This window comes from Neobacillus citreus (assembly GCF_018343545.2).
Classification (GTDB): domain Bacteria; phylum Bacillota; class Bacilli; order Bacillales; family Cytobacillaceae; genus Neobacillus; species Neobacillus citreus.
This window is the reverse complement of the sequence record NZ_JAGYPE020000018.1, coordinates 39,714-61,434: the sequence shown is the minus strand read 5'-3', so window position 1 is coordinate 61,434 and position 21,721 is coordinate 39,714. Positions and strand designations below refer to the sequence as shown.

19 protein-coding genes are annotated in these 21,721 nt (G+C 40.7%); 16 read left to right on the top strand and 3 right to left on the bottom strand.

Going from position 1 to position 21,721, the window contains the following annotated elements:
- Window positions 1-477 precede the first annotated feature (477 nt).
- The 6 genes from KHB02_RS12150 (at window position 478) to KHB02_RS12125 (ending at window position 6,361) form a co-directional block, all read left to right on the top strand.
- On the top strand, window positions 478-2,214 hold the full coding sequence (locus tag KHB02_RS12150) for a 2-oxoacid:acceptor oxidoreductase subunit alpha (protein WP_213140733.1): 1,737 nt from the start codon (window positions 478-480) through the stop codon (window positions 2,212-2,214).
- Window positions 2,215-3,081 (top strand): 2-oxoacid:ferredoxin oxidoreductase subunit beta, encoded by an 867-nt coding sequence (locus KHB02_RS12145; RefSeq protein WP_213140732.1) that lies wholly within the window; start codon window positions 2,215-2,217, stop codon window positions 3,079-3,081.
- A gap of 208 nt (window positions 3,082-3,289) precedes the next feature.
- Window positions 3,290-4,834 carry a tRNA (N6-isopentenyl adenosine(37)-C2)-methylthiotransferase MiaB gene (miaB, locus tag KHB02_RS12140; protein ID WP_213140731.1) on the top strand — a complete coding sequence of 515 codons (1,545 nt, stop codon included), beginning with the start codon at window positions 3,290-3,292 and terminating at the stop codon, window positions 4,832-4,834.
- Between the two features lies 1 nt (window position 4,835).
- On the top strand, window positions 4,836-5,291 hold the full coding sequence (locus KHB02_RS12135; RefSeq protein WP_213140730.1) for a YlbF/YmcA family competence regulator: 456 nt from the start codon (window positions 4,836-4,838) through the stop codon (window positions 5,289-5,291).
- A gap of 214 nt (window positions 5,292-5,505) precedes the next feature.
- A complete protein-coding gene (locus tag KHB02_RS12130; protein ID WP_213140729.1) occupies window positions 5,506-6,051 on the top strand; it encodes an outer spore coat protein CotE in 546 nt (181 codons plus the stop codon).
- Between the two features lie 109 nt (window positions 6,052-6,160).
- Window positions 6,161-6,361, top strand: coding sequence for a hypothetical protein (locus KHB02_RS12125; protein ID WP_213141341.1), 201 nt, complete (start codon window positions 6,161-6,163; stop codon window positions 6,359-6,361).
- 11 nt (window positions 6,362-6,372) lie between these two features.
- On the opposite strand, the gene KHB02_RS12120 is transcribed toward KHB02_RS12125, so the two are convergent.
- Window positions 6,373-6,930, bottom strand: coding sequence for a GNAT family N-acetyltransferase (locus tag KHB02_RS12120; RefSeq protein WP_213140728.1), 558 nt, complete (start codon window positions 6,928-6,930; stop codon window positions 6,373-6,375).
- A gap of 173 nt (window positions 6,931-7,103) precedes the next feature.
- On the opposite strand from KHB02_RS12120, the gene KHB02_RS12115 reads away from it, so the two are divergent.
- The 5 genes from KHB02_RS12115 to KHB02_RS12095 all read left to right on the top strand — a co-directional run bounded on the left by KHB02_RS12115 (window position 7,104) and on the right by KHB02_RS12095 (window position 10,820).
- Complete coding sequence (locus KHB02_RS12115; protein WP_241113832.1) at window positions 7,104-7,847, top strand: prolipoprotein diacylglyceryl transferase; 744 nt, start codon at window positions 7,104-7,106, stop codon at window positions 7,845-7,847.
- A complete protein-coding gene (locus KHB02_RS12110) occupies window positions 7,840-9,255 on the top strand; it encodes a radical SAM protein (protein ID WP_213140726.1) in 1,416 nt (471 codons plus the stop codon). Before KHB02_RS12115 ends, KHB02_RS12110 begins: the two co-directional genes overlap by 8 nt.
- 30 nt (window positions 9,256-9,285) lie before the next feature.
- Complete coding sequence (locus KHB02_RS12105) at window positions 9,286-9,579, top strand: hypothetical protein (RefSeq protein WP_213140725.1); 294 nt, start codon at window positions 9,286-9,288, stop codon at window positions 9,577-9,579.
- A 107-nt stretch (window positions 9,580-9,686) separates the two neighbouring features.
- Complete coding sequence (locus KHB02_RS12100) at window positions 9,687-10,154, top strand: flavin reductase family protein (protein ID WP_213140724.1); 468 nt, start codon at window positions 9,687-9,689, stop codon at window positions 10,152-10,154.
- A 135-nt stretch (window positions 10,155-10,289) separates the two neighbouring features.
- Window positions 10,290-10,820 carry an HXXEE domain-containing protein gene (locus KHB02_RS12095; RefSeq protein ID WP_213140723.1) on the top strand — a complete coding sequence of 177 codons (531 nt, stop codon included), beginning with the start codon at window positions 10,290-10,292 and terminating at the stop codon, window positions 10,818-10,820.
- 255 nt (window positions 10,821-11,075) lie between these two features.
- Here the strand turns inward: KHB02_RS12095 and adhE are convergent, their stop codons facing one another.
- A complete protein-coding gene (adhE, locus tag KHB02_RS12090; RefSeq protein ID WP_213140722.1) occupies window positions 11,076-13,676 on the bottom strand; it encodes a bifunctional acetaldehyde-CoA/alcohol dehydrogenase in 2,601 nt (866 codons plus the stop codon).
- A 265-nt stretch (window positions 13,677-13,941) separates the two neighbouring features.
- Between adhE and KHB02_RS12085 the strand changes: the two genes are divergently transcribed.
- On the top strand, window positions 13,942-14,739 hold the full coding sequence (locus KHB02_RS12085) for an ABC transporter ATP-binding protein (RefSeq protein ID WP_213140721.1): 798 nt from the start codon (window positions 13,942-13,944) through the stop codon (window positions 14,737-14,739).
- 31 nt (window positions 14,740-14,770) lie between these two features.
- On the opposite strand, the gene hpaB is transcribed toward KHB02_RS12085, so the two are convergent.
- A complete protein-coding gene (gene hpaB, locus KHB02_RS12080; RefSeq protein ID WP_213140720.1) occupies window positions 14,771-16,213 on the bottom strand; it encodes a 4-hydroxyphenylacetate 3-monooxygenase, oxygenase component in 1,443 nt (480 codons plus the stop codon).
- A 255-nt stretch (window positions 16,214-16,468) separates the two neighbouring features.
- Here hpaB and KHB02_RS12075 point away from each other — a divergent pair, with 255 nt between their 5' ends.
- The 4 genes from KHB02_RS12075 to qoxC all read left to right on the top strand — a co-directional run bounded on the left by KHB02_RS12075 (window position 16,469) and on the right by qoxC (window position 21,720).
- The gene (locus KHB02_RS12075) at window positions 16,469-17,842 is read left to right on the top strand and encodes a S8 family peptidase (RefSeq protein ID WP_213140719.1); all 1,374 of its coding nucleotides are present in this window, start codon (window positions 16,469-16,471) and stop codon (window positions 17,840-17,842) included.
- Between the two features lie 353 nt (window positions 17,843-18,195).
- Window positions 18,196-19,113: a cytochrome aa3 quinol oxidase subunit II gene (qoxA, locus tag KHB02_RS12070; RefSeq protein ID WP_213140718.1), complete on the top strand. Its 918-nt coding sequence runs from the start codon at window positions 18,196-18,198 to the stop codon at window positions 19,111-19,113.
- Window positions 19,114-19,177: 64 nt separating this feature from the next.
- Entirely contained in the window at window positions 19,178-21,124 is a 1,947-nt protein-coding gene (gene qoxB, locus KHB02_RS12065; protein ID WP_213140717.1) for a cytochrome aa3 quinol oxidase subunit I, read from the top strand.
- Window positions 21,124-21,720 (top strand): cytochrome aa3 quinol oxidase subunit III, encoded by a 597-nt coding sequence (qoxC, locus tag KHB02_RS12060; protein WP_213140716.1) that lies wholly within the window; start codon window positions 21,124-21,126, stop codon window positions 21,718-21,720. Before qoxB ends, qoxC begins: the two co-directional genes overlap by 1 nt.
- Window position 21,721 lies beyond the last annotated feature (1 nt).

Genomic DNA, 21,721 nt, shown 5'->3' with positions numbered 1-21,721 from the left:
AAAGCCGTGGGTATAAAAAATTCAAAGTTTTATGTGCCTGGTTGTTTTATACAAGCAGGTATTTTTGTGTTCTCGTTGTGAATGCATTGTTTGCTTACCATAATTAAAGAATACTATTCTGATATATGAGAGAATATTTCGAAAATGGAATACTGGGGCATAACCGTAAAGGCAGAAGAATTAGTAAAACTGTTTAAAAATACTGTAATTGCCCATTTATTCTTGATATTTTTAGAAGGTAAATCAAGTAATTTAAAATAATAAAAAAATATTCATATTTTAGACATTATTTCGAGCCAAAGGGTTGCATTTTTTACTTTATAGGTCTAGAATTGTAAGCGTTTAGTACATCTCCGTGACTCTAGTTTTTGGGGTTTAAAGCATTAAAAATCACAATTTCTAGTGGTTTACTCGGAAATGTGCTATAATCTACATGTTTATTTAATTATCTTTTACATATCCAAAGGGGTGTAAGTCATGATTAAGCAACTTTCATGGAAAGTTGGCGGGCAACAAGGTGAAGGTATTGAGAGTACCGGTGAAATCTTTGCAATCGCACTGAATCGCTTAGGTTATTACCTGTATGGTTATCGTCACTTTTCATCACGTATTAAGGGCGGCCATACGAATAATAAAATAAGAGTAAGCACGACAGAAGTTCGTTCTATTTCTGATGATCTTGATATCCTAGTCGCTTTTGACCAAGAAACAATTGATGTAAACTACAAAGAACTTCACAGCAAAGGACTAATCCTTGCTGATGCTAAATTTGGTCCAACTAAGCCTGAAGATACAGAAGCTTCTTTATTTGTAGTTCCATTTACGGAAATTGCAACAGAGCTTGGTACTTCATTAATGAAGAACATGGTTGCAATCGGCGCTACCGCGGCCGTTTTAGATTTGGATATCCAAGTATTTGAGGTAGTTGTACGTGAAATTTTTGGCAAAAAAGGCGACCAGGTAGTTGCAAAGAATATGGAAGCCATTAAAGCTGGCTTTGACAATATGAAAGATAAGCTTGGACAAGGCGTCGAGCCAATGCATCTTGAAAAAGCTGACGGCAAACAGCGCATGTTTATGATCGGTAACGATGCGATTGCCCTTGGTGCTATTGCAGGCGGATGTCGTTTTATGGCTGCTTACCCTATTACACCTGCTTCCGAGATTATGGAATACTTAATTAAGAAGCTTCCTGCACTTGGCGGAACAGTTATTCAAACAGAAGATGAAATTGCTGCAGCTACAATGGCTATTGGTGCTAACTATGCTGGAGTTCGTACAATTACTGCCTCTGCAGGCCCTGGCCTTTCATTGAAAATGGAAGCAATCGGCCTTTCCGGTATGACTGAAGTTCCGTTAGTAATCGTTGATACACAGCGCGGTGGTCCTTCTACAGGATTACCAACAAAACAAGAGCAATCTGATCTTATGGCCATGATTTACGGAACACATGGTGAGATTCCTAAAATCGTCATGGCTCCAAGTACAGTAGAAGAAGCTTTCTATGATGCAGCAGAAGCTTTCAATCTTGCTGAAGAATATCAAGTTCCGGTAATTTTATTAACTGACTTGCAATTATCCTTGGGTAAACAAACCGTTGAACCATTAAGCGTTGATAAAGTTGAAATTCGTCGTGGTAAGCTGTTAAATGGCGATCTTCCAGAGATTGACGGAAAAGGCTACTTCAAACGTTATGAGGTAACTGAAGATGGTGTTTCACCTCGTGTTATCCCTGGTATGAAAAACGGTATTCACCACGTAACAGGTGTTGAGCATGCTGAAACTGGTAAACCATCCGAATCAGCTGCAAACCGTCTAGCGCAGATGGATAAGCGTATGCGTAAATTAGATAATATTCGCTTTAATACACCTGTGTATAAAAATGCGAAGCATGAAGAAGCAGATATTTTATTTGTTGGCTTTAACTCGACTCGCGGTGTTATTGAAGAAGCAATGGGACGTCTTGAAAATGACGGTTTAAAAGTGAACCATGCCCATATTCGCTTAATTCACCCATTCCCAACTGACGAGGTTCTTCCGCTTATTCAATCAGCGAAGAAGGTTATCGTGTTAGAAAATAATGCGACTGGTCAATTGGCTAATATTATCAAAATGAACGTTGGACATGCAGACAAGATTGTAAAGCATGTGAAATATGATGGTAATCCATTCTTACCTCACGAAGTTTACACAAAAGCAAAGGAGTTGTTCTAAATGGCCACTTTTAAAGACTTTAGAAATGATGTAAAACCGAACTGGTGCCCTGGCTGTGGCGACTTCTCTGTACAAGCGGCAATTCAACGTGCTGCTGCAAACGTTGGTTTAGAACCTGAAAATTTAGCAGTTATTTCCGGTATCGGCTGTTCTGGTCGTATTTCCGGTTATATCAATTCATACGGATTCCACGGAATCCATGGCCGTTCACTGCCAATTGCACAAGGCGTTAAGATGGCTAACCGCGATTTAACAGTTATCGCTTCCGGCGGTGACGGTGACGGCTTTGCGATTGGTATGGGTCATACGATTCATGCAATCCGTCGTAACATTGACGTTACTTATATCGTTATGGACAACCAAATTTACGGTTTAACAAAAGGTCAAACTTCTCCGCGCTCAGCTGCTGGCTTTAAAACAAAGTCAACACCAGCAGGTTCCATCGAACAAGCGATTTCCCCAATGGAAATGGCACTGACTGTGGGCGCAACTTTTGTTGCTCAAAGCTTCTCAACAGATTTGAAAGATTTAACTGCGTTAATTGAAGCTGGTATTAATCACAAGGGCTTCTCTTTAATCAACGTATTCAGCCCATGTGTAACTTATAATAAAGTAAACACTTATGACTGGTTCAAAGAAAATCTTACTAAGCTTAGCGATATCGAGGGTTATGATCCACATAACCGCGAAGCAGCGATGCAAACATTAATGAAGCATAAAGGTTTAGTAACTGGTCTTATTTATCAAAATACGGAGCAAAAATCTTACCAAGAATTAGTTCATGGCTACAAAGAAACTCCGTTAACTCAAGCAGACCTTGAGCTTGATCAAAATTATTTTGATAAATTAGTTGCTGAATTCATGTAATGGTGAAGAAAATCCCGAGGCACTCCCTCGGGATTTTTTTTTATAGAGTGTGATTATCGAAAGCAGCCTAGATTTTCTATTGTTTTCAGGTTCGTAAACCTTTATACTATTATAATGTGCAGATTAACCGTTAATTCTATGCACAGTAAAAAATTAGCATTCTTTATAATAATAGAAGTAATTTTTTAAAGAAAGGGGATTAACCCACATGAACGAAAAGCAACGATTAGAAGGTCAGCAAGTAAACGCTGCTAATTCTTCGGACAAAAAATCCGCCAAGGATTACAGCAAATACTTCGAACAAGTAATTACTGGGCCTTCCTTAAAAGATGCAAAAAAGCGTGGTAAAGAAGAAGTAAAGTACCAAAATGATTTTGCTATTCCAGAAGAATTTCGCGGAATGGGTAAAGGCCGTAAGTTTTATATTCGCACTTACGGTTGCCAGATGAACGAACACGATACAGAAGTAATGTCAGGTATCTTTTTAGCTTTAGGTTATGAGCCGACTGACCGTACTGAGGATGCCAATGTTATTCTATTGAATACTTGTGCGATTCGCGAAAATGCGGAGAATAAAGTATTCGGTGAGCTTGGCCATCTGAAGGCATTAAAAATGGAAAAGCCGGACCTGCTTCTTGGCGTCTGCGGCTGTATGTCACAGGAAGAGTCAGTCGTTAATAAAATTTTAAAAACATATCAGCAAGTTGATATGATTTTTGGTACTCATAATATTCACAGACTGCCTAATATCCTTCATGAAGCATACATGTCTAAGGAAATGGTAGTAGAAGTATGGTCCAAGGAAGGCGACGTAATTGAAAACCTTCCAAAGGAACGCCGCGGCAATATCAAGGCATGGGTAAATATTATGTACGGCTGTGATAAATTCTGTACGTATTGTATCGTTCCATTTACACGCGGTAAAGAACGCAGCCGTCGTCCTGAAGAAATCATCCAGGAAGTGCGCCAGTTAGCAGCGCAGGGCTATAAGGAAATCACTTTACTTGGTCAAAATGTGAATGCTTACGGAAAAGACTTTGAGGATTTGAAATATGGACTTGGAGATCTGATGGATGAAATCCGTAAAATTGATATTCCAAGAGTTCGTTTCACAACAAGTCACCCGCGCGACTTTGATGACCATTTAATTGAAGTCCTAGCAAAGGGCGGCAATTTAATGAATCATATTCACTTGCCAGTACAATCAGGCTCAACGGATGTATTGAAAATTATGGCTCGTAAGTACACAAGAGAACAATATTTAGAACTAGTTAGAAAAATCAAAACCGCCATTCCGGATGTCGCATTGTCAACGGATATTATTGTCGGCTATCCAAACGAGACCGACGAACAATTTGAAGAAACAATGTCACTTTACCGTGAAGTAGGTTTTGAAATTGCCTATACATTTATTTACTCTCCACGTGAAGGCACTCCAGCGGCCAAGATGGAGGATAACGTCCCAATGGAAGTAAAGAAAGAACGTTTACAGCGTTTAAACAACCTTGTAAACGAGCTTTCTGCTGAGGCTATGAAAAAATATCAGGGCCAAATTGTCGAGGTACTAGTGGATGGGGAAAGTAAAAACAATCCGGATGTCCTTGCCGGCTATACAAGCAAGAACAAATTAGTCAATTTTGTTGGTCCTAAGTCAGCGATTGGCAAAATTGTAAAAGTAAAAATTAACGAAGCAAAAACATGGTCATTAAACGGAGAAATGGTGGAAGAACTAGAACCAGCAGAGGTGAACTAAAGTGACGAAGTATACAAAAGACGATATCGTCGCTCGTGCAAAAGAATTGGCTCGCATGATTGCAGATACTCAGGAAGTGGATTTCTTTAAACGGGCAGAAGCGCAAATTCATGATAATCAAAAGGTGAAAACATTAATTGCTGATATTAAGGGATTGCAAAAGCAAGCTGTAAACCTGCAGCATTATGGCAAACCGGAAGCATTGAAAAAGGTTGAAGAAAAAATCGCTTCTATCGAACAAGAGCTGGATGACATTCCAGTTGTTCAAGATTTCAAGGAATCGCAAATCGAAGTAAATGAATTGCTTCAGTTAATTGCGACAACCATTTCAAATACTGTCACAGATGAAATCATTATTTCAACAGGTGGTGATGTGCTGCTTGGGGAAACCGGCGCCAGCATGAAAAATGGCGGCGGAGCCTGTGAAGGACACGATGATTGCGATCACGAGCATTAAAAAATGTAAGCCAGACTTTCTGAAGTCTGGCTTATTTTTTTCCTTATATGGATTCCTCCCGCAAAAGACTACCCCCTTAAGGCACACACCTAGACATCCCGCATAAGATGAATCATGACTAAACTTTTATCCAGTATTCGCAGATTTAGATATCACACTAGTATAGACATTCGCATAGGATGAAATGAAACTGAATGAGGAGGGTTCGCGCAAAATGGGAGAATATAGAGAGATATTTGCGAAGGCCGTAGTAGCGAAGGGACGGAAGTTTACAAAGTCCAATCATACGATTAGCCCGGCACACAATCCATCCAGCGTTCTCGGCTGTTGGGTTATCAACCATAAATATAACGCGAAAAAAGTTGGTAAAACAGTTGAGATACACGGCACTTATGACATCAATACTTGGTACTCCTTTAACGATAACACCAAAACAGAAGTGGTTACGGAACGGGTCCAATACACAGATGTCATTAAGTTAAAATACCGTGACCATGACTGCATGGACGACAGCGAAATTGTAGCAAAAGTATTGCAGCAGCCAAACACCTGTGAAGCCGTCATTTCCCCAAATGGCAACAAAATCATCGTTCATGTCGAAAGGGAGTTCTTGGTTGAAGTCATTGGCGAAACCAAGGTTTGTGTCCGCGTAAATCCTGAAGGATGCAGAGACAATGATGATGAATGGGGCATGGATGTTGACGACGAGGAATTCGAAGAATTAAGTCCGGATTTCTTAGTAGGTGGCGAAGAAGAATAACTTTAACTAGGAGGTTTTTGCTTCCTAGTTTTTCTTTTTTTCAAGAAATGTTTGAATGCATGTTTACCAGTTAAAATCAGCATGCTAATTTCTAGGAGGTGGTAATCACTTGGAAACGAAACAACCGGGAAATAGCAATATGACTGATTTTGATAAGTTAAATGACCGAATCATTGCGGAAAGTCCAACCGGACCCATGTTAGTAATTAAAACAAATTTGGACCCAAAGAACGTTACCGAAAATAATCCTTATTATCATAATGAAAAGGCTAAGGATCCGAAGGAATTTAAAGACTACTTTGAGGAATGAAAAGAGCCAGGTTACTTATTTTCCTGGCTCTTTTCCCATTCTGGCTTTAGTATCGATAATACATATGTATCATGAATATGATTGCTTTGATGCATATAGCCTCGTAGAATGCCCTCTTTCGTAAAGCCCATTTTTTGAAGCAGGTTGACCGAGGCTGCGTTTTCCGGATAAACGATGGCCCCGATCCGATACAATTCCATTTGCGTAAAACTAAACTGTAATACTTCTATAATGGCCTCAGTCGCATACCCTTTTCTCCAAAGAGCAGGATGCAGTTCATAGCCAATTTCGGCCCGTTTGTTTTTCAGTTGCAGGTTATTAAGACCGATGGTTCCAATAATCTTTTGATTTTCCTTCAGCTTAATTCCCCAGCGGATTCCCCGTTTATCTTGATAATTCTTTTGAAACAAATCAATTAATTTCATGGCCTCGGCCGGCAGGGTAAACCGTTCGGTTCCATAGAACCTCGTTACTTCATTTTGCGAAAATATTTCAAACAAACTTTCGACATGGCGATGGGTGAGTTTGATTAATTGTAATCTTTTGGTTTCAAGGATTGGAAAGTTCACAGATTCACCTCGGCTAAAACTTGTTCATCTATCAGTTTATATCGAGGATCGAAAAAAAGAAAGAAATACAATAACGTTTAGAAAATTTTAAAAAATATGATAATTTTTTTCTATGATTCTGATAAGATAAAGAAGAAAACATGGAGTATTCTTTAAAGGAGGATAACGTTTTAGTGAACTTCCCTTTCTATATTTTTGGCATTCACCCCCATCTATTATTAGAATCATTAGCCTATTTTATCGGCTTCCGCGTTTATTTATATACACGAAATAAAGATAGAATCCCAATGGATAAAGCCCTTTGGGTCATTGTTGGGGCAATCTTAGGCGCTGCTTTCGGCTCTAAATTTCTCTATTGGCTTGAAGACCCAAAGGAAACGCTGGAAAATTGGCATAATCTTATTTATTTAATGGAAGGAAAAACAATTGTCGGCGGATTACTAGGCGGGCTGATTGGTGTTGAAACAGCCAAAAAATGCATTGGATGGAAGCGCTCGACCGGCGATGACTTTGTTTTGCCATTGGCTGTTGGAATGATGATTGGCCGAATTGGCTGTTTTTTAACCGGCTTAGATGACCACACTTATGGGACGGCTACAACTTGGATCACCGGGATGGACTTTGGGGACGGAATAAAGCGGCACCCCACACAGCTTTATGAAATAGCTTTTTTGGGTGCTCTTGCCGTCGCACTTTTTCAGCTAAAGAGAAATAGGATCGGCTGGGAAGGCCTGCTATTTCAGCTGTACATGCTTGGTTATTTAACGTTTCGGTTCATGATTGATTTTATTAAACCAACCCCGCACCCATATTGGCTTTTAAACAATATTCAAGTGGCAAGCTTGCTGGGGATCTTGTATTACATATGGCTCATTAATAAAAAACAAACAGAGAAGAGGAGAGAAATCCATGCCTAACCGGCCGTATTTATTTTATGAATTAACAAACAGCATCTGCTCGACCTGTCATCGTAAAGTGGAAGCCAAGGTCATCATTGAAAATGAAAAGGTTTATTTGGTTAAGCATTGTATGCAGCACGGCAGGGAAAAGGTTTTGATTTCAACAGACGTCGATTATTATAAGTGGTGCCGTGAATTTATTAAGCCCTCGGAAATGCCATATCGCTGGAATACGCCAATTAAATATGGCTGCCCGTATGATTGTGGCCTTTGTCCGGACCATGAACAGCATAGCTGTTTAACACTATTGGAGATTACCGAGCGCTGCAACCTGAAATGCCCGATTTGCTATGCGGATTCCTCGCCGCATAAAGGGACCTTCCGCAGCATAGAAAAAATAGAATTTATGCTAGATAGCATTATTAAAAATGAGCGTGAGCCTGATATCGTCCAAATTAGCGGGGGCGAACCAACGATTCATCCGCAGTTCTTTGACATCCTGGACATGGCAAAATCACGGCCAATCCGTCATATAATGGTGAATACAAATGGGCTCCGAATCGCAAATGACAAGGAATTTGTCAAGCGCTTAGCCTCGTATTCTCCTGGCTTTGAAATCTATCTTCAATTTGACAGCTTTGAAATAGAAGCATTGGAGGAATTAAGGGGAGTAGATTTACGAGAGATTCGTCAAAAGGCGATTGACCATTTAAATGAATTTAATATATCTACTACACTTGTTGTCACCTTGAAAAAGGGATTAAACGACCATGAAGTAGGAAAAATCATTCAATACGGTCTGCAGCAGAAGTGTGTCCGCGGGGTGACCTTTCAGCCTATTCAAGCAGCAGGTAGATTGGAGGAATATGACCCTTCTGTTAACCGCTTAACGCTGAGTGAAGTACGGCAAATGATTATTGACCAATCGAATGTGTTTGGATCAAAGGATATAATCCCCGTCCCATGCCATCCTGATTGCCTGGCAATGGGCTATGCCTTAAAGCTTAATGGGGATGTGACACCGCTAACAGGATTAATCGATCCTAATATTTTGCTGGAAGGCGAGCGCAACACCATCGTTTTTGAACAGGACGATAATATTAAAAATATGATATTTAAATTGTTCTCCTTGAACCATTCTCCGGATTCCTCGGCCTTGTCCTTGAAGGACTTGTTATGCTGCCTGCCAAAGGTGGCAATGCCGGGAGAAATCGGCTATGACAACGTCTTCCGGGTGATTATTATGCAGTTCTTAGATGCACATAACTTTGATGTCCGCTCCGTAAAAAAATCCTGTGTCCATATCGCCCATCCGGATGGCCGGATTATTCCGTTTGATACGTACAATTTATTTTATCGGGATGAAAAGGAACAAGAATTGAAGAAAATCCAACAGGAACTGGAAGAACGAACATTTATAAAATAGTAGTTTTGAGCATTTAAGGGGGGAATAGGCATGAATCAAAATCAAGGGAACAATTCAAAGGATGGGAGTTTAAAAGACCTATGGATTGGGATTGGCATCACCATCGGGATTTATCTTCTAGGGTTATTGGTTTTGTTAGTTTTCTCCCCGATGTTTTTTGCTTATCTATGTATAGCCGCCATTGCCATGATTGTGATTCCAATCATTTGTTTTACAAAGGGAAGGAAGCGGATGGGCCAGGGGGCATTGATTGGTCTCGGGATTAATATTCTATTATTTACAGCTTGTTTTGGAATCCTGATTTCCGGGCTTGGTGGTTTATAGAATGTTAAAAGCAAGTGCTTTTTATAAGGTACCTGCTTTTACCATTCATTTATATTGGTTTTGCAACATAGTTATAAATTAATGTGGAAAGCTGGGAGGGACTGCTAATGGATGATCGTTTATTTCGAAATGCGATGGGGAAGTTTGCAACAGGGGTAACAGTGGTGGCAACAGAGGTGGATGGCAAGGCTCACGGGATGACGGCAAATGCGTTTATGTCTGTATCGCTCAACCCAAAACTGGTTGTCGTATCAATTGCGGAAAAAGCATCTATGCTTGAAAAAATAAAAAAGTCCAATACATTCTCGGTCAATATCCTGTCGGCTGAACAGCAGGAGTTGTCGATGATTTTCGCGGGGCAGCTGAAGGAGCATCGGGAAGTGGCGTTTGACCGGCTGGGCGGGGTGCCTGTTATCGCCGGGGCACTGGCGCAGGTCGCATGTGAAGTAACAGCTGCACATGTGGAAGGGGACCATACACTATTTATAGGCAGGGTAATTGAAATTTCCATTGAAGAATCAAACGCCGAACCGCTTATTTATTTTAGCGGGAAATACAGGTCTCTAGCAGAATAGGATATAAAAAGATGGATTAAGCCAGCCTAAATCAAAACTGTTTGATTGGGTGGCTTTTTTTCGTTTTGGATAATTTACCCAATTTGATATCATGGTTTTAGCATAATAATTTATTATTGTGAGAGGAGGAGGAAGATGACATTAACCATTCTGATCTGGGCGGTGGCAAGTGCTTTTATCGTGCACGACTTTGAAGAAATTATTGTTATGGAAGGCTGGCTAAAGCGGAATGAGAAGGATATCCTAAAGGTCCTTCCGCAAAGGTTCCACAACTACTTCATCCGGGTGTTTCCAAGGCATACAGCCGGTTTTGCTTTGGCTGTATTGGTTGAGTATATGGGTATTTTGATAGTGGTTATTGTTGCGATGAGCGGGGAAGCAAAGGATTGGACTTTGATAGGAATTCTTTCGGTCGTTTCCATTTTGTTTATCCATTCCTTTACCCACATTGGCCAGGCTATCATTCTTAGAAGATATACTCCAGGTGTAGTAACCGCCGTTATTTTATTGATTCCATTTTGTCTATATTTCTACCAATTTGCCTTAGAGATTGAGGTCATTGATTGGCCAATGATATGGATCAGCATCCCAGTTGGTGTCATCTTAGTGGTTTTCTTTAATCAAGTAGGGCTAATATTGGGGAAGAGACTGGAAAGATATAATTAAATCTATGAGAAATTTAAATTTTTTATTAAAAATAGGTAAATTCCCAATTCTCGGATTCGGCTTCCGAAAAATATCTGCGGATTTTTAAGGGATATCTGCGAATTTTGAAATATATCTGCGAATTTCCAATTATATCTGCGAATCCCCGAATATATCTGCGAATTCCTGAATTTATCTGCGAATCGTTATATTGGATAAACCCAAACAAAAAAAGTGCCTCAAATCCCCGATTGAGGCACCTCCCATATATTAAAACTATACCCCTTTATAAGCTAGACGCAGGATTTCCATCAGTTCTCTAGTTAATGGACGCTTCGGATTGACGTTTGTATCAGGATCATGAAAGGCATGTAAGGCCATCTCGGCAATCTTACTTTCATATACAGGTTGGCTCACACCGCATTCCTCGACGCTTAAAGGCATATCGAGCTCTCTTGCCAAACTAATCACCGCTTCAACCAAGCTTTCAATACCTTCTTCCGTTGTCCGTGCCGGAAGCCCCAGCATTTTTGCCAGCTCAGCATAACGTTTATCAGCCTTATAATACTCATAACCGGCAAATGGCGTAAATTTCGTCGGCTTCACCGCGTTATAGCGAATAACAAGCGGCAAGAAAATCGCGTTTGCGCGGCCGTGAGCGATATTGAACTCGGCGCCAACCGCATGGGCAAGGCTGTGATTAATTCCTAAATAGGCGTTATTAAATGCAAGGCCCGCAATCGTGGAAGCGTAATGCATTTTCTCGCGGGCCAGCTCATCAAAACCGTTACGGTACGCCCTTGGCAAATACTCAAATACTAGCTGAATGGCCTTAATAATCTGTCCATCTGTAAAATCATTGGCAACGACTGAAACAAAAGCTTCAAGAGCATGTGTTAAGACATCCATTCCGGTGTCTGCTGTGTTTTCCTTCGGAACAGTCATCGAGAACTGTGGATCGATGATCGCCACATCTGGTAAAAGTTCAGGGTCGGAAAGCGGGTATTTAATATTCGCTTTTTTATCCGTGATGACGGCAAAGGAGGTAACCTCCGAACCTGTTCCGGAAGTAGTCGGAATCGCGATCAACTTAGCCTTCTCCCGAAGCTTCGGATAAGTCACAACTCGTTTTCTCGGATTAAGAGTCTTCAGTTTCAAGGTGTTAAAGTTTGCCTCAGAATCCTCGTAAAATAACCACATCGCTTTTGCTGCATCAAGGACAGAACCGCCTCCTAAGGCAATGATCATATTCGGTTTAGCGTGTCTCATCAATTCAGCACCCGCCATGACCGTTTCGATGCTAGGGTCAGGCTCCACCTCAGAAAACACCTCATAGTGGACAAAATCAGGTCGTTTCGTTAGAAAATGGAGCACTTTATCGACATAACCGTTTTTCACCGAACTTGGGCTTGTGACAATAAATGCCCTTTTAATATCCGGGATGATTTCCAATGCCTGAACAGAATTCTTACGATAATAAATTTGTGGCGGTGTCCTTAGGATTTGGGCGTTATTATTGCGTTTGGCCACCTTTTTAATATTAAGTAAATGCATGGCACCGACATTGACTGAAACCGAGTTTCCTCCATATGTGCCCGTGCCAAGGGTTAGTGTCGGCAGTAAATCGTTATAAACGTTTCCAGTTGCCCCTTGGGCGGAAGGAGTATTGATTAGGATCCTTCCTGCTCTCATTCTCATCGCGTACTGTTCAACAATCTGGTCATTAGCCGTATGAATGGAAGCGGTGTGGCCGAGTCCACCGTATTCTAATGTGGCTTCTGCCAGGTTAAAGGCTTCCTCTGTACTATTTGCCTTATAGCAGGCAAGAACAGGGCTTAGTTTTTCACAGGAAAGCGGATATTTTGGTCCGACTCCTTCCAACTCGACCACTAAAACCTTGGTATCAAATGGGACTTCGATTCCGGCCATTTGGGCAATTTTAAAGGCTGGAAGACCGACAATCATCGGATTGAGGAATCCGGTTTCTTCTTTTATCGCTACTTTTTCTAACTGTTTCCTTTCCTCCTCATTTAAAAAGTAACAGTTGTTGGCGATCATTTCCGTAATGACTTCGGTATAGATTTCTTTATCGATGATTAACGCTTGCTCAGAGGCACAAATCATTCCATTATCATAGGTTTTCGACATAATCAGGTCTTGGACGGAACTCTTGATATTGGCAGTTTTTTCGAAATAACAAGGTACATTGCCTGGTCCGACACCAATTGCCGGTTTGCCGGAACTATATGCGGCTTTCACCATGCTAGAACCTCCGGTCGCAAGAATTAGCGATACTTTTGGATGCTTCATTAACATATTGATACCATCCAGAGTGGTAGTTTCCATCCATTGAATACAATTTTCAGGAGCGCCTGCACGGACAGCGGCTTCTCTTAGAAGTTCAGCTGTGAACCTTCCCGAATTCTGTGAAACGGGGTGAAAGGAAAAAACAATAGGATTTCTTGTTTTCATAGAAATAAGAGATTTATAAATGACAGTGGATGTGGGATTTGTCACAGGCACCAGCGCGGCGATGACCCCGACAGGTTCGGCAATTTCATAGCTGCCCTCATGCGCGTTTTCACTGATAATGCCGACCGTTTTCAGATTTCGAAGGGTGTGATAAATCATCTCTGTTGCAAACATATTTTTCGTGATTTTATCTTCGTAAAGGCCTCGATTCGTTTCCTCAACAGCCATTCTGGCAAATTTATCGTGGTTCTCGAGTGCAACAAGTGCCAACTGCTTGACAATTTCATCGACCATTTCCTGCGTAAAGCTGCGAAACTCCGTAGCTGCCTGAGCGGCATTAGCTGCTAATCGGTCAATCATCGAAACTGTTTGCTTTTGCTGTAACATTTTTTCTTCCACTGCCATTGATTGTTCCTCCCTAAAATCATTTATTGTGAAATGTTGAACAATAGTAAATTAATATTTTCCTTACGTTCAAAATATAGCAATCGTAAACCAAGAAATTTGTAGAATTATGCGGCGAAAGTTGGGGAAACACTTATAAATAGAATAGTTTCAAAGAATGTTCATAATTGCTTTTTTTAGAGTGGAAAACTCTCAATATTTTTATTTTCGGAAAATTTTGATACTATATTATGTATAAAGTCAATCATAAGAGGGGAGTAAAATAATGATTCTGCAACTAGAGGACGTTTCGCTCAAACGGAGCGACAAATGGATTTTAAAAAATGTCAATTGGCAAATAGAAAAAGGGGAGCATTGGGTTTTATTCGGTTTAAACGGTTCTGGTAAAACGGCCATCCTAAATTTGCTGAACGCCTATAATTTCCCGACAAAGGGAAAAATTAATGTTTTAGGAATGGAGTTTGGGAAAACCTATCTTGCTGAAAAGCTGCGCAAGCAAATTGGCTTTGTTTCATCCTCACTTCAGGAAAAATTTCACCCGGGCGATAATGCCTTTGAAGTGGTACTAAGCGGAGCATTCGCTTCCATTGGTCTCTATGAAGCTCCCACAGACGAAATACGAAGAAAAGCCATTTCCTTACTTGAGGAGCTTGGCTGCATCGATTATGCTAACAGAAATTATGAAACCTTATCGCAAGGGGAGAAACAGCGGGTGTTAATTGCCCGCGCGTTAATGGCTGACCCGTCTTTGCTGATTCTCGATGAGCCAACAAACGGTCTGGACTTTATTGCCCGTGAAAAACTATTGGAATCAATCGAGACGATTGCCAAAAATCCAAATGCACCAGCCATCATTTATGTTACACATCATGTTGAAGAGATTCTGCCTGTATTCAATAAAACCTTGTTGCTAAAGGAGGGGCAGGTTTTTGCGTACGGAAACACCAATGAACTGTTATCGAGCGAGAGCCTTACCCAATTTTTTAATCTGCCGGTTCGGGTTTCTTGGGATAATAAAAGACCATTGCTGTCGAAGTTGCAGGTGACACATCAAAATATTTAGAAGAATAGGATATCCCGTGTGCAGGGATATCCTATTCTTTTAAATCAAGCAAATCTTTAACTCGCTTGCAATATTCTTCCTTTGGATAGGTATGATACAAACCGCTCGATAAGCGGACTGGGTCTCCGAAGAAGTACCGTTCATACTGGGTTTGCCTTGTACCGAATGAGCTCATTGTCAGGTCCCAGGCTAAGCGAAAAAGCTTTATGCGTTCTTCGGCATTTTTTCTAGAGCCTTGCAGATAAAGTTCCAAATCCTTTTTAATAGGGGAATTAAAGTCCTTTTCAGTCGGCAGGGTAACCATGCCGCTTGCACCGATTAATTGAATGATTTCACTGAATCTCGGATAGATTCTTGGAAAAACATTACTAGCGACTTTAAGAGGAATGAGGTTAGGCCTCATATAACCCCATTCATCCATTTCCGCCTCTTCCTCGGACTTTAATAAAAGGGCCTTCATCGTTTCTAGCCCAATGATAATTTCAGAAAGTTTTTCCTGGATATGCTGATAACCGCAAACATTTATTGTATCCGACAGGGACTCGGCAAGTCCCAATAGAAATTCTGTTTTCACAACCTGTCTAGTGATGGCCTGGTGGTAGGCGTGATGGTAGAATGAGCTTTTCTCCATGAATTCATTTGCTGCATCGACATTTTCGTAAAAAAAGACTCTCTCCCACGGGACCACCACATTATCAAAGACTAAAATCGTATCCATTTCTTCGTAACGCGAGCTGAGCGGATAATCAAAGGCAGACTCACCGCCTACAAACGACTCCCTGCAAAGAAATTTAAGTCCTTTCGTATCAGAAGGGATGGAAAATGCATAGGCATCCGCGTCATTTGTCACTCCGCCGGCTGAATAAACTAGGACTTCATCAGTTAAACCGCCTTGGGTCGCTAACAGGCGAGCCCCCTTGATAATAATTCCCTTTTCGTTTTTCCCGACGATTTTGGCGGCAATTGGTTCTTTCAATTTTTCAAAGTTGATTTGCGACCGGTTAACCTGAGGAGTTATGAAGGTGTGGGTAAACGAGAGATCTTGATTCCTTGCCCTTTCATAGAGGGAAATAATATTTTCCGGAAAGCAATTCTCACTCCCTTTTAAAAATAAGGCGGAGGAGGCAAAGGCCATAACGACTGAATTCATATAATCCGGACTTCTACCCATCAGCCCATTGGTATGCCTGGCCCAAATTTCGATCATGGTCCGCCTTCTTTTTAAATCCTCTTTCGTCCGTGGCTGTAAATAGGATAGCCCAATCCGCTCTTCCGTCTCATCGGATAAAAAGGTTAGCTTTTCTTTCAGGGTCAAATCAAACTGAAAATCATATAAAGATGCTTTGCTTTGAAGAAGGCCTCTAAATGCAGGATGTTCAGAAATTTTCCCTTCCAACCGTTCTCCATCCAGCCAAATTTCCTTGTTTAAACGATCCATACGTTCGATAAATTCTTTTCCGTTAATTGCTCCCATTTGACCACTCCCTAAAATATGGAGCATTAAAAAGTTTTGTAATTTATTTTATTGGGAAAGTGTTTGTCCTGCATGGGTTATCCAAACAATTGGACTAATTTGGGTATAAATGGAAATTAATATGGGTAATTATTCAAAAATAGGAACAAAGTGGTGCATAAAAAGATTGTAATAAGGACTTTAGTAGAATGTCTACAGTCCCTTTAAAATAATATAATGAAAATTGAGAAAAAGAGAAAGGGAGAGGTTGAAACGATGAAGAAGAAGATTTTTGGAAGCGCTTTATCCGTTGCTTTGGGAGCATCCGTTATATTTAGCGGAGGGATTTCAAAAAGCAGTGCTGCACCTGTGAACAAGGAGTACATAGTAATTTTTAAGGATCAATCCCAGCTTCCTGCAGGATATGAAAAAATGATCAAGGACGCCGGCGGAAAAGTGACAGGGAAGTTGGATAAGCTGGGGGCTGTTGAAGTAAGTTCAACGAATACTGCGTTTCTAGATAAGGTGAAAAAATCGAGTCTTGTTTTGGATGCAGGGGTTGAGAATATTGTGTATCCGGAAAAACCAGCTTATCAGGAAGCAGTTGAGCCAGGGGATATTTCCAACGCTGATTTGTATAATCAGAATCAATGGGATATCAAGCAAGTGACAAATAATGGCGCCTCTTGGAGTTTGCCGGGCGGTACAGGTAAACCTGTTTCAGGAAATGATATTGTTGTAGCTGTCGTTGATACTGGAATCGATTATAATCATCCTGATATAAAGGATAATTATGCCTACGGTAAATCATTTGTACCGGGTTATACAGATGCAATGGATGAAGATGGCCATGGCACGCATGTTGCCGGATCGATTGCTGGCAAGGGAAGAATCTTAGGAATAGGACCTGATCTGAAAGTAGCAGCCTACCGTGTCTTTGGGCCAACTGGCGGTGCTGAAACTGCCCATATTGCTGAGGCTCTGATGACAGCAGCGGACGACAATGTGGATGTTGTCAATATGTCCCTTGGCGGTTATGACTGGTTCCAAGATCCAGAGTATGCTACAAAAGATGTTGTGGCAGATGTTCGATTATTTAACAGGGCTATCCAATATGCTATCCAAAAAGGGGTAACAGTTGTTGGTTCTGCTGGTAATAATGGGGTGGATATTAGCAGTCCAGGACAATTAGCTGGTGACGACAATGGTTCTGTTCACAGAAGCCCTAGCAGTCAAACTATGATTCGGGTTTCAGCGGGTGGAGCTCTAAAAAATCTAACATTCTATTCTAATTACGGGGTAGGAAAAATTGATGTAATGGCACCTGGCGGAGATTTAGGTCCTAATTATGATCCAGCCACAAAAACCGGAAGAGACAACTCATACCTTTGTTTTAGTTCTGTACCACTTTATGACAAACAAGGTAACTTTTTAGAGCATGGCTATGCTTGGTATGCCGGCACTTCAATGGCCGCACCAAAAACAGCTGCCTTAGCGGGAGTGATCATCGCGAAGTACGGAAAAGACGTTCTTAAACCTGTGCAGGTAAAACAAATCATTCAGTCTTCAGCAGAAGATGTATTCAAACCAGGTTATGATGAAAAGGCTGGATTTGGATTAATCAATGCGGTTAGCGCATTAAATCAATAAAAAACAAAGAAAAGAAGCGATCGGTCGTGATCGCTTCTTTTCTTTGTTTTTTCACTACAGTGAATCTGAATTTTTTAAATAGAAACATAAATGTGAAGGGATTTTAAGGGTGCTTTTCCATAATCCTCAAACTACCCGCTAACCAATATTAAAAATATATTAAAAAAGCAAATGTATAGACCCTACTTTTACAAAATGTCGAATTCTTTTTGAACATTTAGTGACAAATCTTCCGAATGGGTGTCTTTTAATAATGTTTGGTATTAAGATAGTTACTAATTGATGTGATGTAAATCACAAACAAAAAATTTTTTTAACATGATATTTTTTAAATAAAAGAAAGGGGTACTAGCATGAAAGTAAAATCGGCATTATTACTGCTTGTTTTAACTATTGCCACAGTGCTAACAGGATGTGAACCACTCATGGTTCTTGATCCTAAAGGGCCGCAAGCCGAAAGGCAAGCCCATGATATTTTGTTATCCATTGGGATCATGTCGTTCATTGTAATTGTAGTTTTCGCTATTTTGATTTATGTGCTAATTAAGTATCGTGCCTCAAAGGCAAGCCCAGATTATGAACCGCCTCACATTGAAGGAAATAAATGGGTTGAGCTAATTTGCGTCGGTATTCCTGTCATTATTGTCACTTACTTTTCAATCGTTTCTGTTCAAAGTAACAATATTGTCGAAGCAAAACCAATAAAATATCAGGATAAAGATCCTTTAGTCATTTATGCATCCTCATCTGACTGGAAATGGCATTTTAGTTATCCAGAACAAAATATTGAAACTGTCAACTATTTGTATATTCCAACAGACCGGCCGATTGAATTTAAGCTTTATTCCTACGGACCAATCACTAGCTTCTGGATTCCACAACTTGGCGGTCAAAAATACGCTATGTCCGATATGGTGACGACACTGCACTTAGCTGCAGATGAACCGGGTGAAATGATGGGCCGTAATGCGAACTTCAGCGGTAAAGGTACTGCTGAAAATACGTTTAATGTTACAGCAATGTCTGAAAAGGATTTCGATAAATGGGTAAAAGACGTTAAGAAAACGGCAAAACCTTTATCAGAGAAAAAATTTGATGAGTTATTAAAGCCAGGACACCTTGGACAAATGACTTTTACAGGGACTCATTTAAAATTTAGTCCAGCACCAGAACACGATCACAGTCCTTCCGCAAAACCAGAGAAAGGTCAAACTGACCACTCAAAAATGGAAATGGATATGGATATGTCAGATCACCAAAATCATGAGTAATTGTGAACGGGTTAATGAAACGAATTATTGAAAAAATTAATCTCTCGAAAGGAGTTAATAAAGGATGGAGTTCTTTGAACGTTTTGCCATACCAAATCCAAGTCTTGCAATCTATGCATCTATGGTAGCGATTGGCCTAACAGTGGTTGCCATTATTGCAGGCCTAACCTATTTCAAAAAATGGGGATATTTATGGCGCGAATGGTTAACAACAGTTGATCATAAACGGATTGGAATTATGTATTTACTCTCTGCCTTAATTATGTTATTCCGCGGCGGCGTGGACGCGATTATGCTGCGTGCCCAGTTGGCTGTACCTGATAATAAACTGCTAGATCCACAGCATTATAATGAAGTTTTCTCAACACACGGGGTTATCATGGTCATGTTTATGGCAATGCCATTCATCTTTGCTTTCATGAACTATGTGGTTCCATTACAAATTGGCGCCCGTGACGTAGCCTTCCCAAGATTGAACGCATTAAGCTTCTGGCTGTTCTTCTTTGGTGCGATGTTGTTTAATATCTCGTTTGTTATCGGCGGATCTCCTGATGCAGGATGGACTTCTTATTTCCCGCTTGCAGGGAATGATTTCAGTCCACATGTCGGAACGAACTATTATATGATTGCGATTCAAATATCCGGTATCGGGTCGCTGATGACCGGTATTAACATGATTACAACAATCATGAAAATGAGAGCACCGGGCATGACCTTAATGAAAATGCCGATGTTTACATGGTCTGTTTTAGTAACAAACCTTATCATCGTAACGGTTTTCCCTGTCATTACAGTGGCGCTTGCGATGGGAACGATGGACAGATTGTTTGGAACTCACTTCTTTGCAACGACAAATGGCGGTATGGATATGCTCTGGGCTAACCTATTCTGGGTTTGGGGACATCCTGAAGTTTATATCCTTATATTACCTGCATTTGGTATTTACAGTGAGGTTATCTCAACCTTTGCCGGACGTAACCTTTATGGCTATAAATCAATGGTTGCATCAATGGTTATTATCTCAGCACTATCCTGTATGGTTTGGGCGCACCATTTCTTTACGATGGGGCAGGGGGCAGTTGCAAACAGCTTCTTCTCCATCACAACAATGATGATTGCCGTTCCAACAGGTGTTAAAATCTTCAACTGGTTATTTACGTTATGGAAAGGGAAAATTCGATTTACCGTTCCAATGTTATACTCTCTAGGGTTTATTCCGCTATTTGTAATCGGCGGGATGACAGGGGTCATGCTAGCGATGTCAGCTGCTGACTATCAGTACCATAACACAATGTTCTTAGTAGCTCACTTCCATAACACAATTATCCCGGGTGTAGTATTTGCTATGCTTGCTGGTCTAACCTATTATTGGCCAAAAATGTTTGGCTTTATGTTAAATGAAAGAATTGGGAAATGGTCATTCTGGACGCTTACGATCGGATTCTGCTTAGCGTTCTTCCCAATGTACATTACTGGTTTAGATGGTCAGGCACGCCGTATGTACACTTATTCAGAAGCAACAGGTTATGGACCATTAAATATGGTTTCATTCGTTGGTGCAGGTGTTATGGCCATCAGCTTTGCATTGATTGTCTATAACGTTTATTACAGTGTTCGTTATTCACCAAGAAATGTTGGTGCAGATCCATGGGATGCACGTTCGCTTGAATGGGCAACACATACTCCTGTACCGGAATACAACTTTGCCATCGAGCCTCAGGTTGCTTCTAGTGAAGCATTCTGGGATTCCAAGAAAAAAGGTCATGAGCTGTTCCCGGGTAAAGTGGAAAAAATCCATATGCCAAATAACAGTGGAGTTCCATTTATTATGGGCGCGATCTTCTTTGTGTTAGGTTTTTCACTGGTCTTCTCCTTATGGATTCCGGCAATTCTTTCACTAATTGGAATTTTGGCATGTATGGCTCTACGCTCATTCGAACAGGACCACGGCCGATATATTTCTGTTAAAGAAATAGAAGAAACTGAAACAAAACTGCGAGGTGCTAAATAATGAACGTCGATCACTCGCTGCCATTAGAATATGGTACAAAACAAAATGGATTGAATATTTTTGGCTTTTGGGTTTTCCTTGCTGCTGAAATTATGCTTTTTGCGACACTGTTTACCTCTTATTTTACGTTAGAGCATAGAACTGGGAGCGGTCCAAGTGGTACAGAGATTTTTGAAATAGCTCCGGTTATAATAGAAACACTTTTGTTATTAACAAGTAGTTTTACAATTGGACTTGGCGTTCACGCAATGCGTCTAGGACGCAAAAAAGCAATGATGACCTTCTTTGTGATTACACTTCTTCTTGGTCTAGGGTTCTTAGGCTTTGAAATTGATGAATTCATCACCTATGTCCATGATGGTGCAACATTGCAGACTAGCGCGTTTACTGCCATGCTGATGACTACATTAGGTACACACGGACTGCACGTTACCTTCGGATTATTCTGGGGAACAGCTATCCTTTTGCAAGTGAAAAAACGCGGCTTAACGCCTGAAACTGCGAATAAATCCTTTATCTTTTCACTTTACTGGCATTTCTTGGATGTCGTCTGGATCTTCATCTTCAGCTTCATCTATTTGAAAGGAATGATGTAAG